Below are 17,536 nucleotides of genomic sequence, written 5' to 3' on the forward strand. Positions count from 1 at the left end.
CGTGGGCCGGCCCCGGAGGCCCGATGACTCGCACCGCCTACGCCGAATTCCTGGACCGCATCCGCGAGATCCACGACCTGCACCAGATTGACGGCTGGCTCCAGTGGGACCAGCAAGTCACCATGCCCGCCGGCGGCTCCGGCGACCGGGCCGCCCAGATGGCCACCCTGTCGGGCCTGATCCACGAACGGTTCACCGATCCGCGGCTGGGAGAGCTGCTGGATTGCCTGGCGGACGCCCCGGGGCTGGACGCCGCTCAAAGCGCCAACGTGCGGGAAACCCGCCGGGACCGCGACCGCGCCGTCCGCGTGCCGCCCGCCCTGGTGCAGGCCTTCGCCAAGGCCAAGGCGCAGGCGTTCGACGTCTGGCAGGCCGCGCGGCCGGCCGACGACTTCCGCTCGTTCGCCCCCCACCTGGACGAACTGGTGCGAATGGCCCGCGAGATGGCGGCGCACATCGGCTACGCCGACGAGCCGTACGACGCGCTGCTGGATGAGTACGAACCGGGGATGACCGCGGCGGCGGTTCAGGCCGTGTTCGAGCCGCTGGGCATCGAACTGCGCGGGATCATCGACCGTTTGGACGGGACCCCGAGGCCGCGGACGGACTTCCTGGAGCGGACCTACGACCCTGCCCGCCAGCAGGCGTTCTGCCGCGCGCTGATCGCCGATCTCGGCTACGATCTGGAGCGAGGCCGGCTCGACGAGTCGTCCCACCCGTTCACCATCGGCAACGCCGACGATGTGCGGATCACCGTGCGGTACAACCCACGCTACCTGCCGGCGGCTCTCTTCGCCGCCATTCACGAGACCGGGCACGCGCTCTACGAGCAGGGGGTGGACCCGGCGCATCGACGCACGCCCATGGGCAACGCCGTGTCCCTGGGCATCCACGAGAGCCAGAGCCGGCTATGGGAGAACATGATCGGACGGTCGCCCGAGTTCTGGGGCCACTACTTCCCCCGCCTGCAGGCGCTGTTCCCCGACGAGCTGACGGATGTCTCCACAGAGGAATTCGTCCGGGCGGTCAATGTGGTGCGGCCGTCACTGGTGCGCGTCGAGGCCGACGAGGTCACCTATTCGCTGCACGTCCTGCTGCGCTTCGAAATCGAGCGGGCCCTCGTCAACGGCGCCGTCGGCACCGGCGAGTTGCCGGAGCTGTGGCGCGAGCGGATGCGCCACTACCTGGGCCTGGCGCCGGAGACGGATCGCGACGGTGTGTTGCAGGACATTCACTGGTCCATCGGCTCCTTCGGCTACTTCCCCACCTACGCCATGGGCAACCTGTACGCCGCCCAGCTCCGCGACGCCATGCTCCGCGAGATTCCCGATCTCATGGCCCAGGTGGGCCGGGGTCGTTTTCAGGCGCCGCTGGCGTGGCTGCGGGAGCGCGTGCACCGGCAGGGGCGGCTCCACCCGGCGCCGGAGCTCATCCGTCGCGCCACCGGCGCCCCGCCCGATGCGGCCCACTTCATCCGCTACATCCGGGAAAAATACGGCGCGCTGTACGGCCGGACTCTCTGATCCGGATCGCCGCCCGCGTGGCCGCACCGCCGGCACGAGGAACCCGGCAGAATCGAGCTTCCCCTCAGCCGGTTCGTATAGTAGGATTCTGTTTTCATCTTTTCGGCAAGGAGAATCCATGATGTTTGCGCGTCTCGTCACCAGAACCGTCATGGTCCTGCTGGCCGCACTCGCCGCAGCGGGCATGGCGGCGGCGGTCGGGCCGGACATTCCCGATTACTCGGCGACGCCCCGCGACCAAGTGCCCGAAGCTTACAAATGGCGCGTCGAGGACATCTACCCCGACCTGGCCGCTTGGGAGGCGGAAAAGCAGGCCGTGATCGGCATGACTGGCGAGCTGGACGCCCGGGCCAAGGACTGGACCACGTCGGCCGACCGGATGTACGCCTTCGTCGACTGGCTCAGCGGCGTCCAGCAGCGCGCCATGCGCCTGTTCATTTACGCCAGCCTGCAGGGCGACGGCGATCTGTCCAATCCGCTTTACAAGAAGATGCAGGGCGAGCTGCAGATGCTGTTCGTGAACTTCCAGTCCAAGCTCGGCTTCATGAATCCCGACATCCTGAAGCTCGGCCAGGAGACGATCGACGCCTACGTCAAGGCCGAACCGCGGCTGGCTCCCTGGAAGGTGGGCTTCGACCGGGTGCTCCGCGAAAAAGACCACATCCTCCCTGCCGAGCAGCAGCGGTTGGTGTCGCTTACCGGCATGTTCGCCGGTGCGCCGAGTCAGGCGTCCACCATGCTCAACGATCTGGACATCCCCCGGCCGGAGATCACCCTATCCGACGGCACGAAGGTCGTGCTCAACCAGGCCAACTACCAGAAGTATCGCGCCTCGGCCAACGCGGCCGACCGCCGGCTGGTGATGGCAGCCTACTGGAACAACCAGAAGCAATACGCCAACACCTTCGCCGTGCTCCAGGACGCGGCCATCAAGCAGCACCTGTACCGCGCCCGGGTGAACAACTACAGCGACTGCCTCACCGCCGCCCTGTTCGGCAACGACATCAGTCCGGCGGTCTACCATAACCTGATCCAGACCGTCCGCGAGAACCTGGCGCCGCTGCACCGCTACCTGCGCCTGCGCCAGAAGCTGCTGGGGCTCCCCGAGATGAAGTACGGGGACGTCTACGCCTCGGCCGCCAAGTCCGTGGAGAAGCGCTACACTTTCGACGAGGCGCGCCGGCTCGTCCAAGCCGCCATGCGACCCCTCGGCCCCGACTACGCGACCGCTCTGGCCAAGGCGTTTGACGACCGCTGGATCGACATCTATCCAAACAAGGGCAAGGAGTCGGGCGCCTACTCCTCCGGGGTCTACGGCGTGCACCCGTACGTCAAGATGAACTACGACGGCTCCTACAGCGACGTATCCACGCTGGCCCACGAGCTGGGTCACGCCATGCACTCGTACTTTTCGAACAAGACTCAGCCCCTTCCCACGTCCCAGTACCCCATCTTCCTTGCGGAGATCGCCAGCACCTTCAACGAGAACATGCTCATGCACGAGCTGCTCAAGTCGGAAACCGACGACGCGTTGAAGCTCTTCCTGCTGGACGGCTACATGGAGCGCTTCCGCGCCACACTCTACCGCCAGACGCTGTTCGCCGAGTTCGAGCTGGCGATGCACCAGCACGTGGAAAAGGGACAGACCCTCACGCCCGATTGGCTGAACGCGAAGTACCTCGAGCTCACCCGCGCCTACTACGGCCACGACCAGGGGGTGTTGGATGTGGAGGACTACATCCAGTACGAGTGGTCGGGTATCCCGCACTTCTACATGAACTACTACGTCTTCCAGTATAGCACCGGCATCGTGGCCTCGATGGCTCTGTCCGACCAGGTAATGGCCGGCGGCCCGGCCGAGCAGCAACAGTATCTCACGTTCCTGCAGGCGGGCGGCAGCAAGTTCCCGCTGGACACGCTGCGCGACGCCGGCGTCGACATGTCCGACCCCGCGACGGTCCGAGCGGCCATGCGCCAGTTCGACGGGATGGTGAGCGAAATGGAGAAGATCGCGGCGCGGCTGGAGAACAGACAGGCCGGCCGATAAGACTTCGAACGATCCCGCACGATGATCATCGGCCGGATCCGCTGGATCCGGCCGATTGTTTATTCCTTGACGAATTCCACGCGGCGGTTCCGGGCGCGCCCTAGTTCGGTGGCGTTTTCAGCCACTGGCTTTGATTCGCCGAAGCCCGTCGCCTTCAAACGCCCCGCAGCGATCCCCTGTCCCACCAGGTACGCCATGACCGCCTCGGCCCGTCCCTGCGACAGCTTCAGATTGTGCGCGTCGTTGCCCGCCGAGTCGGTGTGTCCCTCGATGGTGAGCCGCCAGTCCGGTTCAACCTTCAGGATTCGGATCACCTCGTCGAGCACCGGCTTTGATTCCGGGCGAATGGTCGTCGAGTCGACGTCGAACAGGATGCCGTATAGCCGCGAGCGACCGGCGGCAGCAAGATCCTTCCGGAGCTCGCCGCCCACGGAGCCGGACCAGTGAGGGCAGCCGCCCACTTCGGGCGATACCTTCCGGCCGTCCCAGCTGCCGGCCGGCGCCGCCTCCCTGTCGGAGCCCCGCCACCAGAACCCGCGGAACGAATTGCCATCGGGCGCGAACACCAGGATCGCCGGGCCCGTGTTCTCATCGCCCGCTTCCGTCCACTGGATCTTCATGACCCGTCCTTCGATGGCGCCCTCGAGGACTCCGTCCTTGTACTCGTAACAGCCAGCCAGAGCGGTGCCCTGTTGGCGGACATGAAACAGGGAATAGCTGCTCTCGTAGGTGCCGGATATGTCGCCCACTCCCTTGGGCGCCGCCGGGCGTTCGCCGAACCCGCGGAAGGCGAACAGCTCGGTCCACTCCTCGCTGCCGTGATTGTCTTCGACAGTCAGACGCACCCAACGGCCCTTGGCTGGTTTGGCCGCCGGAAACACCTGTCGATTGACGCCCTCTTGGAGCTCGGCGCGAAGCACCTCGACAAAGCCGGTCTCGGGCGCTGTGTCGGATATCTCCACAACCACATGCCGGGCGGCTGAGCCCGGCGTGTCCACGCTCTCGGTGTCGAACTCGAAGCGCTGGATGGTGGCCGGCGCCAGCAGCTCAAAGACGATGGCGTTGTTCCGGACCTTTCCTGTTGTGCTGGCCCAGCCAGAGGTGGGGCTTTCATCGATGAGGCACACCGCCGGCCAGCCGCCGTAATGCGCCGGCTCCACAACCGGGAGTGTGCCCTCGTGCAGGGCCAGCAGGTCGGTCGTCCCGGCGTACGATGCCGCTGCGCCGACAACCAGTGCCGCGATGATTGCAACGCCTCGAATGGAACGCTTCATACATTCCCTCCTTGTTGGGATCTTGTCCTGGGGATTCAGAACCTAGGCCCCATAAACCCAGGGCCCGGGGCCCGATCCGAAGGAAAACTTTCCAAGTTCCCGCCAATGCACCCTTTCATCGATTCACTGTGCCAACAGCCCCTCACTCAAAATATAGCCGTCCGAGATGGTCTGCTTCAACGTCACCTTCAGCCGGCCGCCTTCCAGGGTGAGCTCAGCCTCAGCCAGCGCGCCGGAGACCCGCTTGTTCAAGGTCGCCGTGGTCCCTCTGACGGTGCCACGGATCTCGTTCGTCATGAACTTGAGGGTGACCTCGCACCCCTCCTGGATGACGGTGAAGTTGCCGCCGCTCACGTTGCGTTTCTGGCCCACGTTGATCGCCGAGGAGCCCTGGACGTCGGCCACCGCCAGCACGCCCGTCCACGCCCCGGAGATGTCACTGCACGGTCCGTCGGTCTCCCGGGTGAGGATCTTGGCCAGCTCCCGGAGAGCTTCCGGTGTGAACATGTCGGCCGGCAGTTGATCTTCCAGCTCGTTAGGAAACCACTCCTTGGTGGGCCCGGGGCGCGGGAGATAATTGAAGCGCTCTTGATAGACATGGCCGAGTTCGTGGATGATGATCTTGGCGATGGCCAAGGGGCTGCGCGCTTCGCCGCCGCCGCCTGACGAGTACCAACCGTCCTGGTTGAATTTGACCGTGTTGGCGTCAATCGTCTGTCCGCCGGCCGCCATCGCCATGGAAGATTGCAGGCCGGTGTAAATGAACCTCAGATTGGAATCGTTCAGACAGTCCACCAGCCGCTGCCGGTCGGCCCGGGCCAGCTTGGCCCATATCCCCTTGTCGAGTTGGTACTTGAGCGCGGCCAAGATGGTCGGCACCTGCAGTTCGACAAACACGCCGGCATCGCGCCCCTGCTCCGCCACCAGCTGCACCCGCGGCGGCGTGGCGGATTCGTAGTACTCCTTGAAAGCCTCCGTATCCGCAGGCGCAGGCGCAGCCGCGGCGCCGGCGGTGATCAGGCACAGGCAGACCAGCAGCAGGGTGCATCGGGATCCGTTGATCATGTTGCCTCCTCGTCAGGCCATCGTTCCGGAGAGCGAACCAATCACCACAACAGGCGCCGATTCAGAACAGCTTTGGGTAGGTAGACTGTGCCCATTGTGTCGGATCGGTGCGCCGGTGTCAATGGGTTCGCCTGGGAGCCCGGAGACGAATGCAATTTGACATGGCGGGAACAAGTCTCGATGACGAGTGCGAGTACGGTTACGATCAAGATTAATCAGTTACTCCCGTTTTTCTGACAATTTTTGGCAGGATTTTGGCCGCCCGATCGGCCGGGTCGCCCAACTCATCATTGGCCGGCACCATCCGCCCATTCACCACGAAAATAGCCAGGCGCAGCCCCGCGAACGCGGGGCAGCGCCTGGAAGGCCAACTCGTTGACGCGCCGCGCCCCGGGTACGGGGCGCGAGGAAAGGGTGACGGCGATCTCCACGCTTCCCCGCGCCCCTGTTCAGGGGCGCGCCGTGCCAATCGATTCGACTTTCCAGGCGCTGCCCGGCTTCGCCGGGCTGCGCCTAGCTATTGTCTTCGAAACCGGAAGGGCGTGCCGAAGATCCGGCATGGCGGCACAGAGCTGGAGTGAACGATCATGCTCCTTTGGTTCCGGCTACGCCGGGTTGGGATTACGATCATGATCGCGATCACGATTACGAACTACGAGCACGAGCCCTCAATCTTCACCCTCAACATCAATACTCAACTTTCAACAATCAACCATCAACCATCAACGGTTTCAGAACCTGCGAACCCGTGTATAATGGACACAACGTTATCCGACTGTCCCTAAATCGAAGCGATCATATCCCTCGACGAGGTGGTGATGATCGGTCGGACGATCGCCCATTATCGGATCATCGAGAAACTCGGCGCGGGCGGGATGGGGGTGGTGTACAAGGCGGACGACACCGCCCTGCAGCGCACCGTGGCCCTCAAGTTCCTGCCGCCGGAGTTGACCCGGGACCCGGAGGCGAAGCAGCGCTTCCTGCACGAGGCGCGGGCGGCGGCGCGGTTGGACCACCCGAACATCTGCGCGGTGTTCGAGATCGGCGAGACGGCGGACGACTCGCTCTACATCGTTATGGCCTGTTACGAGGGGGAGACGCTGCGGGAACGCATCCAGCGGGGTCCCCTGCCCTGGCCGGAAGCGGGGCGGCTGGCGGTACAGGCCGCGGCGAGCCTGGACCACGCACACACCTAGGGGATCGTCCACCGCGACATCAAGCCGGCCAACCTGTTTGTGACACCGACTGGATTGGTCAAGGTGCTGGACTTCGGTCTGACCAAGCTGGCGGGGGCGTCGGTGCTGACAAAAGACGGTTCGACCCTGAGGACGGCCGCCTACATGTCGCCCGAACAGGTGCACGGCGAGGCGTCGGATACGCGGTCGGATTTGTGATCGCTGGGTGTTGTCTTGTGTGAACGGGTCGCGGGACGGCTACCGTTTGCAGGGGAGTACGCCGAGGAGGTGATGTACCGAATCGTGGTTGAGGCGCCGCTCCCCCTGTCGAAGCAGGGAGAGGACCCGGCGCCGGAGCTGCAGGCGATCGCGGACCGGTGCCTGGTGAAGGATCCAGCCGGGTGGATTTCCAAGGCCCGCGAGCTGGCCGCCGCCTTGGACGCGTGAGGGAAGCTGGAGGCACAGTCGGCGTCCAAGACGAACCGACCGCTGCCGGCCGCCCAAGAGAAGTCATTGATCGCGGTTTTCCCTTTCGCCAATATGAGTGGCACGAAGGAGGACGATTTCCTCTGCGAGGGCCTGGCCGAGGAGATCATCAACGCGCTCACCCGCATCCCCGGGCTGACCGTGATTGCCCGGACCTCCGCCTTCGCCGTGGCGCGGTTGGGGCTCTTCGCCCGCGAGGCCGGTGCGCGCCTCGGCGTCGGCAACCTGCTGGAGGGAAGCGTGCGCCGGGCGGCACCCGGGTGCGGGTGACGGCGCAGCCCATCGACACCCGGGGCGGCATCCACGCTGGGTTTTGGGCGTACGTTCAGGGTCGGGCCGGACAACCGGCCGGCGCCCGGGCATCGCTTGAAAGCGCGCGGCTGGCCACGGCCAATCGGTACGAGCCTCCGTCGACCTTTGCGTTCGGATACATCGGTCTCGGGGAATGAGAGGCCGCCGTCGAATGGCTGGGGCGGACCGTCGAGGAATGCGATCCGTCGATCATGCCGATCCCGTCGTTCCACTTCCCGGATCCTGTCCGCCGCGACGTCCGCTATGGGCGCTGCTGGGCCGGATGAACCTGTCGTTGTAGGCTTGCTCGTAATCGGCGTGATTTTCTCAGATACGATCGAGAACTAGATGTACCTGTCCTTGTGTTTCAAGATGAGATCCGTGACGGCCCCCAGGCGGATGTCGCCGTCCTGATAGACCCGCAGGCTCCAGTAGATCGTGACGCCCAGATAGGTGAACAGCAGCAGCAGCATGACCGGCAGGCCGATGAACACGCCGCAACCCAGGGTGATCACGCCGATGACGATCAGCAGCACGAGCAGGACCATCCACACCACCAGGAAGATTCCGTGGAGCACCAGGCCCTGCAATGCGTGGAAGCGCAGGGACCGCTTTTCCGGTGGCTGGGTGAGCAGGACTATGAGCGGAACCAGGATCGGAAAAACGTTCGGATAGCAGATCGCGCCGAGCGTTCGGTCCTCGGGGGGAAGCACAAACTCCCCGCCGGTGCCGGTTTCAGGCGTCGGGGAAGGTCCGGGTGATCCTGTTGTGGACATGGCGGTGGCCTCCTGGTTCAGTTGTCGATCAGGCGATGGTGCGTTCGAGTACGATTACGAGCACGATTACGATTTACGAGCACGAGCCATCGACCATCAACCGTCCTGTGCTAGTCGCGCGTCAGTTGACGGTACTTGATGCGGTGGGGGATCTCGGCGGCGGCGCCGAGGCGGGCGCGGCGGTCGGCGGCGTAGTCGGAGTAATTTCCCTGGAACCACACCGCCTGGCTCTCCCCCTCGAAGGCGAGGATGTGGGTGGCGACCCGGTCCAGGAACCAGCGGTCGTGGCTGATGACGACGGCGCAGCCGGCGAAGTTCTCCAAGGCGTCCTCCAGCGCCCGGAGCGTGTTCACGTCCAGGTCGTTGGTGGGCTCGTCCAAGAGCAGGACGTTGGCGCCGGACTTGAGCATCTTGGCCAGGTGGACGCGGTTGCGCTCGCCGCCCGAGAGCTGACCCACCTTCTTCTGCTGGTCGCCCCCGGCGAAGTTGAACCGGCCCACGTAGCCGCGCGAGTTCACCTGCCGGCCGCCGAGGTCGATGGTCTCGGTGCCGCCGGTGATCTCCTCCCAGACCGACCGCTCAGGATTCAGGGTGTCGCGGTTCTGGTCCACGTAGGCCAACTGCACCGTCTCACCCAGCCGGATGGCGCCGCCGTCCGGCTGTTCCTGGCCGGTGATCATCCGGAACAGGGTGGTCTTCCCCGCCCCGTTGGGTCCGATGATGCCTACGATCGCGTTGGGCGGGATGGCGAATGACAGATTGTCCATCAGCAGGCGCTCGCCGTAGCCCTTGCGGAGATTTTTAGCCTCGATCACCACGTCGCCGAGGCGCGGTCCCGGCGGGATGAAGATCTCCAGCTCCGGCGCCTGTTTCTCGCTTTCCTGCGCCAATAGTCGCTCGTAGGCGGTGAGGCGAGCCTTTCCCTTGGCCTGGCGGGCCTTGGGCGACATATGGATCCATTCGAGCTCACGCTGGAGGGTCTTCTGGCGCTGGCTCTCGGCCTTCTCCTCCTGCTGGAGACGGGTGCGCTTCTGGTCCAACCACGAGGAGTAGTTCCCCTTCCAGGGGATCCCCTGGCCGCGGTCCAGCTCCAGGATCCAACCGGCCACGTTGTCCAGGAAGTAGCGGTCGTGGGTCACGGCGATGACTGTGCCCGGGTATTGCTTGAGGTGGTGCTCCAGCCAGGCCACCGACTCGGCGTCGAGGTGGTTCGTGGGCTCGTCCAGGAGCAGGATGTCGGGCCGGGTAAGCAACAGCCGGCAGAGGGCCACGCGGCGCAGCTCGCCCCCCGAAAGCACATCCACCTGCGTGTCGCCCGGCGGGCAGCGGAGCGCGTCCATGGCCATCTCGAGGCGGCTGTCCAGGTCCCAGGCGTCGCGGGCGTCGATCTGCTCCTGAATGACGCCTTGCTTCTCCAGCAGTTTGGACATCTCGTCGTCATCCATGGGCTCGGCCAGGCGGTCGCTGATCCGATTGAACTCCTCCAGGAGCGCCGCCGTCTCCGCCACCCCCTCGGCCACTACCTCGCGGACGGTCTTGGCGGGATCGAGCTTCGGCTCTTGCTCCAGAAAGCCGATGGTGTATCCCGGCGCGCAGGCGGTCTCGCCCACGAAGTCCTTCTCGACGCCGGCCATGATGCGGAGCAGCGTGCTCTTGCCCGAACCGTTCAGGCCGATGACGCCGATTTTGGCGCCGTAGAAGTACGACAGGTAGATGTCCTTGAGGACCGCGCGCTGGCCGTGATACTTGCCCACGCCGATCATGGAGTAGATGACCTTGTTAGGTTCTGTGCTCATAGGGCTGAATCGCCTCTGGATGAATTGAACCGGCGCCGCGGCGCGTGCCGTCGATGCGGGCCGGGCCGATATTGTAATGGAAATTGCTCACCGGGTTGATGAATTTTCTGCAGCGGCGGGACCGGTGATCCCGCGCGGTGCGTCCGAACGACCACTCCGGCGCGGGCCGCTCACCGGCCTGCGAACAGATCCCCGACTTCGAGCCGGAGCAGCGGATTGAGTCGAAACGCCTCTGTCTGCAGCCGCCGGGCGTCCGCCCGCAGCGCCTCCCGCTCGCCGGCTGGCGCTGCCGCCGCCCGACGCAGCAACAGGGCCGCGCGCACTGCGCCCAACCGGGCCCGACGGCTGTTGATCGCGGCCGATTCGTCCAGCATCTGTTCCACCTGCGCCAGCCGCTCCCGCACCGTCAGACCGTCACTCGCATTCGCGGCTTGACGCAGCCGGCATTCAGCCAGCAGCAGAGACCGCTCCGCCCGGTCGGCGCCGCGAACGGCGTCGGCCTCCAGCCGCCGAGCCGTCTCGTCCAGCGCGGCCCAGGCGTCTCGGCCGCGGCGTTGTGTCCACGCCGCCCGGGCCAGCTCCACTTCCGCCGCCAGCAGGTGCAGCTCCGGAATGCCGCCGCAGCGGGCGATGCCGCGCGCGGCCCATCCCCGCGCCTGTTGGAACAGCGCGGCGGCGTCCCGCCCGGAGTCGGCGGCCAGTTGTGCCTCGAACAGGGACCGGCGGGCCAGCCCCACGTAGGGCCAGCGCTCCTCGGCGTTGAGCTCCAGTTCCCGCCGCAACAGGTCGCCGGCACGCTGGAGCTCGGCGCCGGGCGAGCCGCCCCGCGCCCATTCCCCGCGCGCCTGGATCAGATGGGCGAAGGCGAGATTGTCGACGATGTAGCTGTCCTCCGGGTTGATGGCGTGGGCGCGCTCCAGGGCACGCAGCGCCTCGGCCAGCGGCGGCGCCGGATCCCGCCCGTTCTGCAGGTTGTCCCAGGCGAGTTGGGCGTTGGCAAAGCCGAGGTTGTTGAGAATCCATGCTGAGTCGGGCTCCTCGGCATCGGCGCGGCGGTGGTCTGCAATGGCCTGCCGCAGCGCGGGCGCCGGGTCGATGCCGTGGCGGGCCTCGTACCGCGCCCGCGTCTCGAAGGCCATGCCGCGGTTGCACAGCAGCTTGGTGAGCCGGGGGTTGAGCGCCAGCCCCTGCTCGTACGCCCGAACGGCATGTTCCAGCGCGGGCCGCGGATCCTGGTCATGGTCCGACCGGTATTCCGCCTCCAAGGCGTGCGTGTTGCCCAGCGTGTTGTACAGACTGTAGGCTTTGGGAGCCAGCTCGCGGGCCCGTTCCAGCGCCTGCGACGCCAAGGCCAACTCCGCCACGGGGTCCCGCCCCTGGTTCAGCAGGTGTTCGGCGATGAGGCGATGGCTTTGTCCCAGGCGGTGATGGGCGAGGAATTGCCGGGGATTCAACTTCAGCGCCTGACCGTACCGCCCGATCGCCTCTGTCAGAGCCGGCGTGGGGTCCTCGCCCCGGTAGCTGAGGAAAACACCTTTCCGCTGCATGGCGTCACCCAGGGTGACCCAGGCGGCGGGATTATTTCGGTCGAGGCGAACTCCCTCCGCCGCGGCCACCGCGGCCCGGGCGATAACCGGCATCGGATCGTGTCCGTTTTCGGCGAGGACGTCGGCCTGGAGCCGGATGATCTCGGATTTCAGGCTGAACGCCGAGCCCCGCTCCGGATCGGCCTGGAGCGCCTGCTCACAGGCGCTCAAGCCGTCCGCTGCGATCGCCTGAACCCGGTCCAGAGCGTTGCGGGCCCGGGTCAGGCGGGCTAGATGCAGGGCGGCGACCTGCTCGTAGAGCGCCGGGTCGCTGTGCGCCATCTCCGCGGCGGCGCGGTACGCCTCACCGGCCCGCTGAAAGTCCTTCGCAGCCTGCTCGTATCGGCCGGTGTTGACGCGGTCGCTGCCGCGGCTCAGATGGACGTCCCCTTCCAGGCGTTTGAGCTCATACATCCAGGGCGACTGCCGGAAGCCGCGCCCGGCCAGCGTCAGGGCGTCGTCGTGACGCCCCTCATACAGGGCGATGAGTCCTTCCACGTAGAGCGGTGACTCCACCTGGGCGCCGGCGCCGCGCCGGAGGAAGTCCAGCGCGGGCAGCCGAAATTCGCGCTCGATCTCCTCGAGTCGGGCCGCCCGCAGTTCGGCATTGGAAATTCGGTCGGCTGCTTCGCGCTCCACCTGATACAGCAGACCGAGCAGCAAGCCGGTGGCGTACGCGGCATCGGGAGTCCGGAAGCCCGCGTCCCAAGCCTGGCGCAGCGCTCCGCGGGCCGCCTCGTACTCCTGCAGCGCCAGGTGGCCCCGGCCCAGGGCGTAGTAGCCGGGGCTGTCCGCCAGGCGGCCGGCCTCGCGCATGGCCTGTCGCACCTGCGCCATCCGTTCCCGGATCACCGTCCGCTCGCGCCGGATGTCGTGCAGCGGCAGCATGTGGGCGACGCGCAGGAAGCCTTCCGTCTCCTTGGCGGCGGCGCCGAACTGCTGGGCCAGCGCCGCCTGGTGGGCGGCATCCTGTCGGGCCTTCACTGCCATCAGGACCGCCGCCAGCACCGCCACGGCTGCCACCGCAATCACCGCCGAAGCCAGCCGGTGTCTGCGGACCAGCTTCACGCCGCGGTACCACAGACTGGCCCGGTGAGCGGCGATGGGCTCGCCATCGAGGTAATGGCGCAGGTCCGTGGCCAGCGCCTGGGCCGACTCGTACCGGCGCTGGGGTTCCTTCTCCAGACACTTGAGCACCACGGTCTCGAGGTCCCGGGGAATGCTGGCGTCGTGCCGGCGCGGCGGCTCGGGCTCCTCGTGCGCCAACCGCATGATCACCTGAAACACGTTGTCTCCCTGGACGGGAGGCCGGCCGGTGAGCAGAAAATAGAGGGTGGCGCCAAGGCCGTACACGTCCGTCCGCCGGTCCACGCGGCTCAGCGCCCCCTTGGCCTGCTCGGGCGCCATGAACAGCGGTGAGCCCAGCACGGCCCCGGTGACGGTGGTCCCGTCCGTCTCGGTGTCACGCGCCAGGCCGAAATCGGTGACGAAGGGGTGCCAGCCGCCGACGGCGTCGGGCTCCAGCATGATGTTGGCCGGCTTGATGTCCCGGTGGACGATTCCCAGCCGGTGGGCGGCATGGATCGCGTCGGCCACCTGCGCCAGCAGGGCCACCTTTTGATCCAGGGTCAGCCGCGCACTGGCTTTCTCCAGCGACTCCCCGTGGACGTAATGCATGGCGATGTACGGGAAGTCACCCACAGTGCCCACCTCGTGGATGGGGCAGATGTGGGGGTGCTCGATCCGGGCCTGGGCCCGGGCCTCGCGCATGAAGCGCTCCTGGATGTCGGCGCTGCCCTGCCGGATGATCTTGATGGCCACCCAGCGCCCCAGCCGCGGATCGCGGGCCCGGTACACCCGACCCATCCCGCCTTCGCCGATGAACTCGATGGATTCGTACCGATCCCAACCGGGCACCGGAAAGTCGTGGGTCATGCGCATGCTCCCCGCATGAATCTGTTCTCTGGCTCCAAAAGCCCCATTATAGCCGGAAATCCGGTTTCGCCCAACCCGACGCCGCGCGACACCCCGCGGCCGGCCGGGGGGCGGAAGCCACACTTTTTTCCAACACCCGGCCCGGGTTTGCGTATACTGGGTTTTCAAACCCCTGTATAGAGGAGACGACATGCGATCGAGATCGTTGCTGCTCGCCCTGATCTGCCTCCTGGCCCTGCCCGTCCTCGCCGCCGAGGCCGACAAGAAGGACGTCAAGGACAAGGAGAAGGATCCCTTCGTTTCAGGCACGTTCAGCGGCCTGAAGTTCCGAAGCATCGGCCCGGCCTACTGCTCCGGCCGGATCGGCGACCTGGCCGTCAACCCGAACAAGCCCAGCGAGTACTACGTGGCCGTGGCGTCGGGCCACGTCTGGAAAACCGTCAACGCCGGCACCACCTGGACGCCGGTGTTCGACAAGCACGGCGCCTACTCCATCGGCTGCGTGGCCATGGACCCCGCCAACCCCAACGTCGTCTGGATCGGCACCGGCGAAAATAATCACCAGCGCTCCGTCAGCTACGGCGACGGCGTGTACAAGTCCGTCGACGGCGGCAAGAGCTGGAAGCACATGGGCCTGAAGGAATCCCGCCACATCGGGATGATCGCCGTCGACCCGCGCGACTCCCGGGTGGTCTATGTGGCTGCCGAGGGCTCCGTCTGGGGTCCCGGCGGCGACCGCGGCCTGTACAAGACCGAGGATGGCGGCGCCACCTGGAACAAGGTGCTGGAGATCAGCGAGAACACCGGCGTGAACAACGTGGTGCTCGACCCGCGCTGTCCGGACCGGATCTACGCCACCTCGGAACAGCGCCGCGCCCATGTCTTCACCAAGATCGGCGGCGGCCCGGAGACCGCCATCCACAAGTCCGAGGACGCCGGCAAGACCTGGCGCAAGCTCACCAGCGGCCTCCCGTCGGGCCACATGGGCGGCATCGGCCTGGCCGTGTCGCCGGTCAACCCCGACGTGGTCTATGCCATGATCGAGGCAGCCAACGACGAGAGCGGCTTCTACCGCTCCACCGACCGCGGCGAGTCATGGTCCAAGATGAGCAACCACGCCAGCTCCGGCCAGTACTACAACGAGATTTACTGCGATCCGAAAAACGTGGACAAGGTCTACTCCGTCGAGACGTTCTCGTTTGTAACCGCCGACGGCGGCAAGACCTGGCAGCGGCTGAGCAACAACGGCCGTCACGTGGACGACCATGTCATCTGGATCGACCCGGCTGACACCGATCACTTCCTCATCGGCGGCGACGGCGGGCTGTACGAGTCGTGGGACGCCGGCGCCACCTACGAGTTCAAGCACAACCTCCCGGTGACCCAGTTCTACCGCGTGAACGTGGACAACTCCCTGCCCTTCTACTACGTGTTCGGCGGCACCCAGGACAACAACAGCATGGGCGGCCCCTCCCGCACCACCAGCACCCAGGGGATCGTCAACGCCGACTGGTTCGTCACCCAGGGCGGCGACGGCTTCTGGACGGCGGTGGATCCGACCAACCCCAACATCGTCTATGCCGAGGCGCAGTACGGCAACATGTGCCGCTACGACCGGCAGAGCGGCGAGAGCATCGACATCCGCCCCGAGCCGCGGCCCGGCGAAAAGACCTACCGCTGGTACTGGGACACGCCGCTCATGATCAGCCCCCATGCGCCCGCCCGCCTCTACTGCGCCGCCAACAAGGTGTTCCGCAGCGACGACCGCGGCGACACCTGGACGGTGATCAGCGACGACCTGACCGCCCAGATCGACCGTAACACCATCCCCGTCATGGGCAAGTACTGGAGCGTCGACGCGGTGGCCAAGGACGTGTCGATCTCGCAGTACGGCGTCATCGTGGCCCTGGATGAGTCCCCCCTGCGCGAAAACCTCCTGTACGCGGGCACCGACGACGGGTTGATCCAGATCTCCGAGGATGCCCGCACTTGGCGCAAGGCCGGCGAGTTTCCCGGCGTGCCCGCCAACACCTACGTCAGCGATATTCAGGCCGACCGCTTCAATGAGCAGGTGGTCTACGCCGCATTCGACAACCACAAGCGGGACGACTTCAAGCCGTACCTCCTCAAGAGCGCCGACAAGGGCAAGACCTGGACGTCCATCGCCGGCAACCTGCCCGAACGGGGCACCGTGTACACCGTCATCCAGGACCACGTCAACCCCGACCTGCTGTTCGCAGGCACCGAGTTCGGCGTCTTCTTCACCGTGGACGCCGGCCGGAAATGGGTGCAGCTCACCGGCGATCTGCCCACCGTGGCGGTGTTCGACATCGCCATCCAGCGCCGCGAGAACGACCTGGTGCTGGCCACCTTCGGCCGCGGCTTCTACATCCTGGACGACTATTCCGCCCTGCGCCAGGTGACCCCGGAGATGCTTCAAGCGGACGCACAGCTCTTCCCGGCGCGCGACGCCCTCATGTACATTCAGAGCCGGGGCCTCTCCAGCCAGGGTTCCTCCTACTACGCCGCCAAAAATCCGCCGTTCGGCGCCACGTTCACCTATTACCTGAAGGACGCACCCAAGACCCGTCGCCAGATCCGGCAGGAAAAGGAAGCGGAGCTCTTCAAGGAGGGAAAGCCCATCCCGCAGCCGAGCCTCGACGAGCTGCGCACCGAGGAGCGCGAAGAGAAACCGCATCTGCTTTTCACCATCACCGACGCGTCGGGCCAAGTGGTGCGCACCATCGCCACCCGGGCGGTCAAGGGCTTCAACCGCGTCACCTGGGACCTGCGCTACGCCCCCACCACCCCTGTCCAGCTCAAGGACGACACATTCGATCCGCTGGCGGAGTCCCGGGGCGGCGTGCTGGCCATGCCCGGCGCGTACACGGTCAGCATGGCGCTGGTCACCGACGGCCGGTCCAAACCGCTGGCCGGTCCGGTGCCGTTCGAGGCCGTCGTGCTGAACAACGCCACCCTGCCGGCGCCCGACCGGGCCGAGCTGGTGGCGTTCCAGAAGCAGGCGGCCGAGCTGGCCCGGACCATGATGGGGTCCGAGCGGCTGGCCGATGAGATGCTCAAGCGGCTGGCGCACATCCGCCAGGCGCTGGCGGCCACGCCGGCGGCCCCGGCGGCGCTGACCGAGCGCGCGCGGACGCTGGTACTGGAGCTGGACCAGGTGCTGTTCACCTTCCGCGGCCAGGAAGCCAAGGCCAGCGCCGAGGAGATCCCGCCGGCGGCGGTGCCCCTCAACGACCGTCTGTCGGCGATGACCTACTCCATGTGGCGCTCCACGTCGAAGCCCACCGGGACGGCCCGCACGGCCTACGAAATCCTCCAGAAGGAATTCCCGCCCGTGCTCCAGGCCATCACCCGGATTTACCAAACCGACCTGCCGCAACTGGAGCGGGAAGTCGAGGCCGCCGGCGCCCCCTGGACCCCGGGCCGGCTGCCGGTGCTCAAGTAGCCGTCACCACGTGTTCTGACACCCACGGGCGGAGCCGCATGGCTCCGCCCGTTTTCTTTCTCCCGGCTGCGGCAAAAACCGTTGCACCATTCCGGGATCTCGTCTACTGTATGGCT

General features: G+C 66.3%; 12 protein-coding genes. 7 read left to right on the forward strand and 5 right to left on the reverse strand.

All coding sequences use genetic code 11. From position 1 onward, the window contains the following. Positions 1 to 23 precede the first annotated feature (23 nt). Entirely contained in the window at positions 24 to 1,523 is a 1,500-nt protein-coding gene (locus GX414_08090) for a carboxypeptidase M32 (GenBank protein ID NLI47052.1), read from the forward strand. Between the two features lie 118 nt (positions 1,524 to 1,641). Then, complete coding sequence (pepF, locus tag GX414_08095) at positions 1,642 to 3,570, forward strand: oligoendopeptidase F (protein NLI47053.1); 1,929 nt, start codon at positions 1,642 to 1,644, stop codon at positions 3,568 to 3,570. A 59-nt stretch (positions 3,571 to 3,629) separates the two neighbouring features. On the opposite strand, the gene GX414_08100 is transcribed toward pepF, so the two are convergent. Both GX414_08100 and GX414_08105 read right to left on the reverse strand, forming a co-directional pair. Further along, on the reverse strand, positions 3,630 to 4,844 hold the full coding sequence (locus tag GX414_08100) for an OmpA family protein (GenBank protein NLI47054.1): 1,215 nt from the start codon (positions 4,842 to 4,844) through the stop codon (positions 3,630 to 3,632). Between the two features lie 123 nt (positions 4,845 to 4,967). Further along, positions 4,968 to 5,909, reverse strand: coding sequence for a hypothetical protein (locus GX414_08105; protein ID NLI47055.1), 942 nt, complete (start codon positions 5,907 to 5,909; stop codon positions 4,968 to 4,970). An 818-nt stretch (positions 5,910 to 6,727) separates the two neighbouring features. Here GX414_08105 and GX414_08110 point away from each other — a divergent pair. From GX414_08110 to GX414_08125, 4 genes are all read left to right on the forward strand, one after another. Then, entirely contained in the window at positions 6,728 to 7,105 is a 378-nt protein-coding gene (locus GX414_08110; GenBank protein ID NLI47056.1) for a serine/threonine protein kinase, read from the forward strand. A gap of 39 nt (positions 7,106 to 7,144) precedes the next feature. After that, complete coding sequence (locus GX414_08115) at positions 7,145 to 7,303, forward strand: hypothetical protein (GenBank protein NLI47057.1); 159 nt, start codon at positions 7,145 to 7,147, stop codon at positions 7,301 to 7,303. A 72-nt stretch (positions 7,304 to 7,375) separates the two neighbouring features. Further along, complete coding sequence (locus GX414_08120; protein ID NLI47058.1) at positions 7,376 to 7,531, forward strand: hypothetical protein; 156 nt, start codon at positions 7,376 to 7,378, stop codon at positions 7,529 to 7,531. 93 nt (positions 7,532 to 7,624) lie between these two features. Continuing rightward, complete coding sequence (locus tag GX414_08125; protein NLI47059.1) at positions 7,625 to 7,840, forward strand: hypothetical protein; 216 nt, start codon at positions 7,625 to 7,627, stop codon at positions 7,838 to 7,840. A 365-nt stretch (positions 7,841 to 8,205) separates the two neighbouring features. On the opposite strand, the gene GX414_08130 is transcribed toward GX414_08125, so the two are convergent. The 3 genes from GX414_08130 to GX414_08140 all read right to left on the reverse strand — a co-directional run bounded on the left by GX414_08130 (position 8,206) and on the right by GX414_08140 (position 13,954). Next, a complete protein-coding gene (locus GX414_08130; GenBank protein ID NLI47060.1) occupies positions 8,206 to 8,637 on the reverse strand; it encodes a DUF4870 domain-containing protein in 432 nt (143 codons plus the stop codon). A gap of 110 nt (positions 8,638 to 8,747) precedes the next feature. Further along, the gene (gene ettA, locus GX414_08135; GenBank protein ID NLI47061.1) at positions 8,748 to 10,433 is read right to left on the reverse strand and encodes an energy-dependent translational throttle protein EttA; all 1,686 of its coding nucleotides are present in this window, start codon (positions 10,431 to 10,433) and stop codon (positions 8,748 to 8,750) included. Positions 10,434 to 10,603: 170 nt separating this feature from the next. Further along, a complete protein-coding gene (locus GX414_08140) occupies positions 10,604 to 13,954 on the reverse strand; it encodes a protein kinase (protein ID NLI47062.1) in 3,351 nt (1,116 codons plus the stop codon). Between the two features lie 190 nt (positions 13,955 to 14,144). Here GX414_08140 and GX414_08145 point away from each other — a divergent pair, with 190 nt between their 5' ends. Continuing rightward, on the forward strand, positions 14,145 to 17,420 hold the full coding sequence (locus tag GX414_08145) for a glycosyl hydrolase (protein ID NLI47063.1): 3,276 nt from the start codon (positions 14,145 to 14,147) through the stop codon (positions 17,418 to 17,420). Positions 17,421 to 17,536: the final 116 nt, after the last annotated feature.

This window comes from Acidobacteriota bacterium, from assembly GCA_012517875.1.
Taxonomy (GTDB): domain Bacteria; phylum Acidobacteriota; class JAAYUB01; order JAAYUB01; family JAAYUB01; genus JAAYUB01.

What these genes read in the sequence shown, in the direction of transcription:
- pepF (NLI47053.1), top strand. Translation starts at nt 1,642, where the DNA reads ATGATGTTTGCGCGTCTCGTCACCAGAACCGTCATGGTCCTGCTGGCC.
- GX414_08125 (NLI47059.1), top strand. Translation starts at nt 7,625, where the DNA reads ATGAGTGGCACGAAGGAGGACGATTTCCTCTGCGAGGGCCTGGCCGAG.
- GX414_08140 (NLI47062.1), bottom strand. Translation starts at nt 13,954, where the DNA reads ATGACCCACGACTTTCCGGTGCCCGGTTGGGATCGGTACGAATCCATC.
- GX414_08110 (NLI47056.1), top strand. Translation starts at nt 6,728, where the DNA reads ATGATCGGTCGGACGATCGCCCATTATCGGATCATCGAGAAACTCGGC.
- GX414_08130 (NLI47060.1), bottom strand. Translation starts at nt 8,637, where the DNA reads ATGTCCACAACAGGATCACCCGGACCTTCCCCGACGCCTGAAACCGGC.
- GX414_08100 (NLI47054.1), bottom strand. Translation starts at nt 4,844, where the DNA reads ATGAAGCGTTCCATTCGAGGCGTTGCAATCATCGCGGCACTGGTTGTC.
- GX414_08120 (NLI47058.1), top strand. Translation starts at nt 7,376, where the DNA reads ATGTACCGAATCGTGGTTGAGGCGCCGCTCCCCCTGTCGAAGCAGGGA.
- GX414_08105 (NLI47055.1), bottom strand. Translation starts at nt 5,909, where the DNA reads ATGATCAACGGATCCCGATGCACCCTGCTGCTGGTCTGCCTGTGCCTG.
- GX414_08145 (NLI47063.1), top strand. Translation starts at nt 14,145, where the DNA reads ATGCGATCGAGATCGTTGCTGCTCGCCCTGATCTGCCTCCTGGCCCTG.
- GX414_08090 (NLI47052.1), top strand. Translation starts at nt 24, where the DNA reads ATGACTCGCACCGCCTACGCCGAATTCCTGGACCGCATCCGCGAGATC.
- ettA (NLI47061.1), bottom strand. Translation starts at nt 10,433, where the DNA reads ATGAGCACAGAACCTAACAAGGTCATCTACTCCATGATCGGCGTGGGC.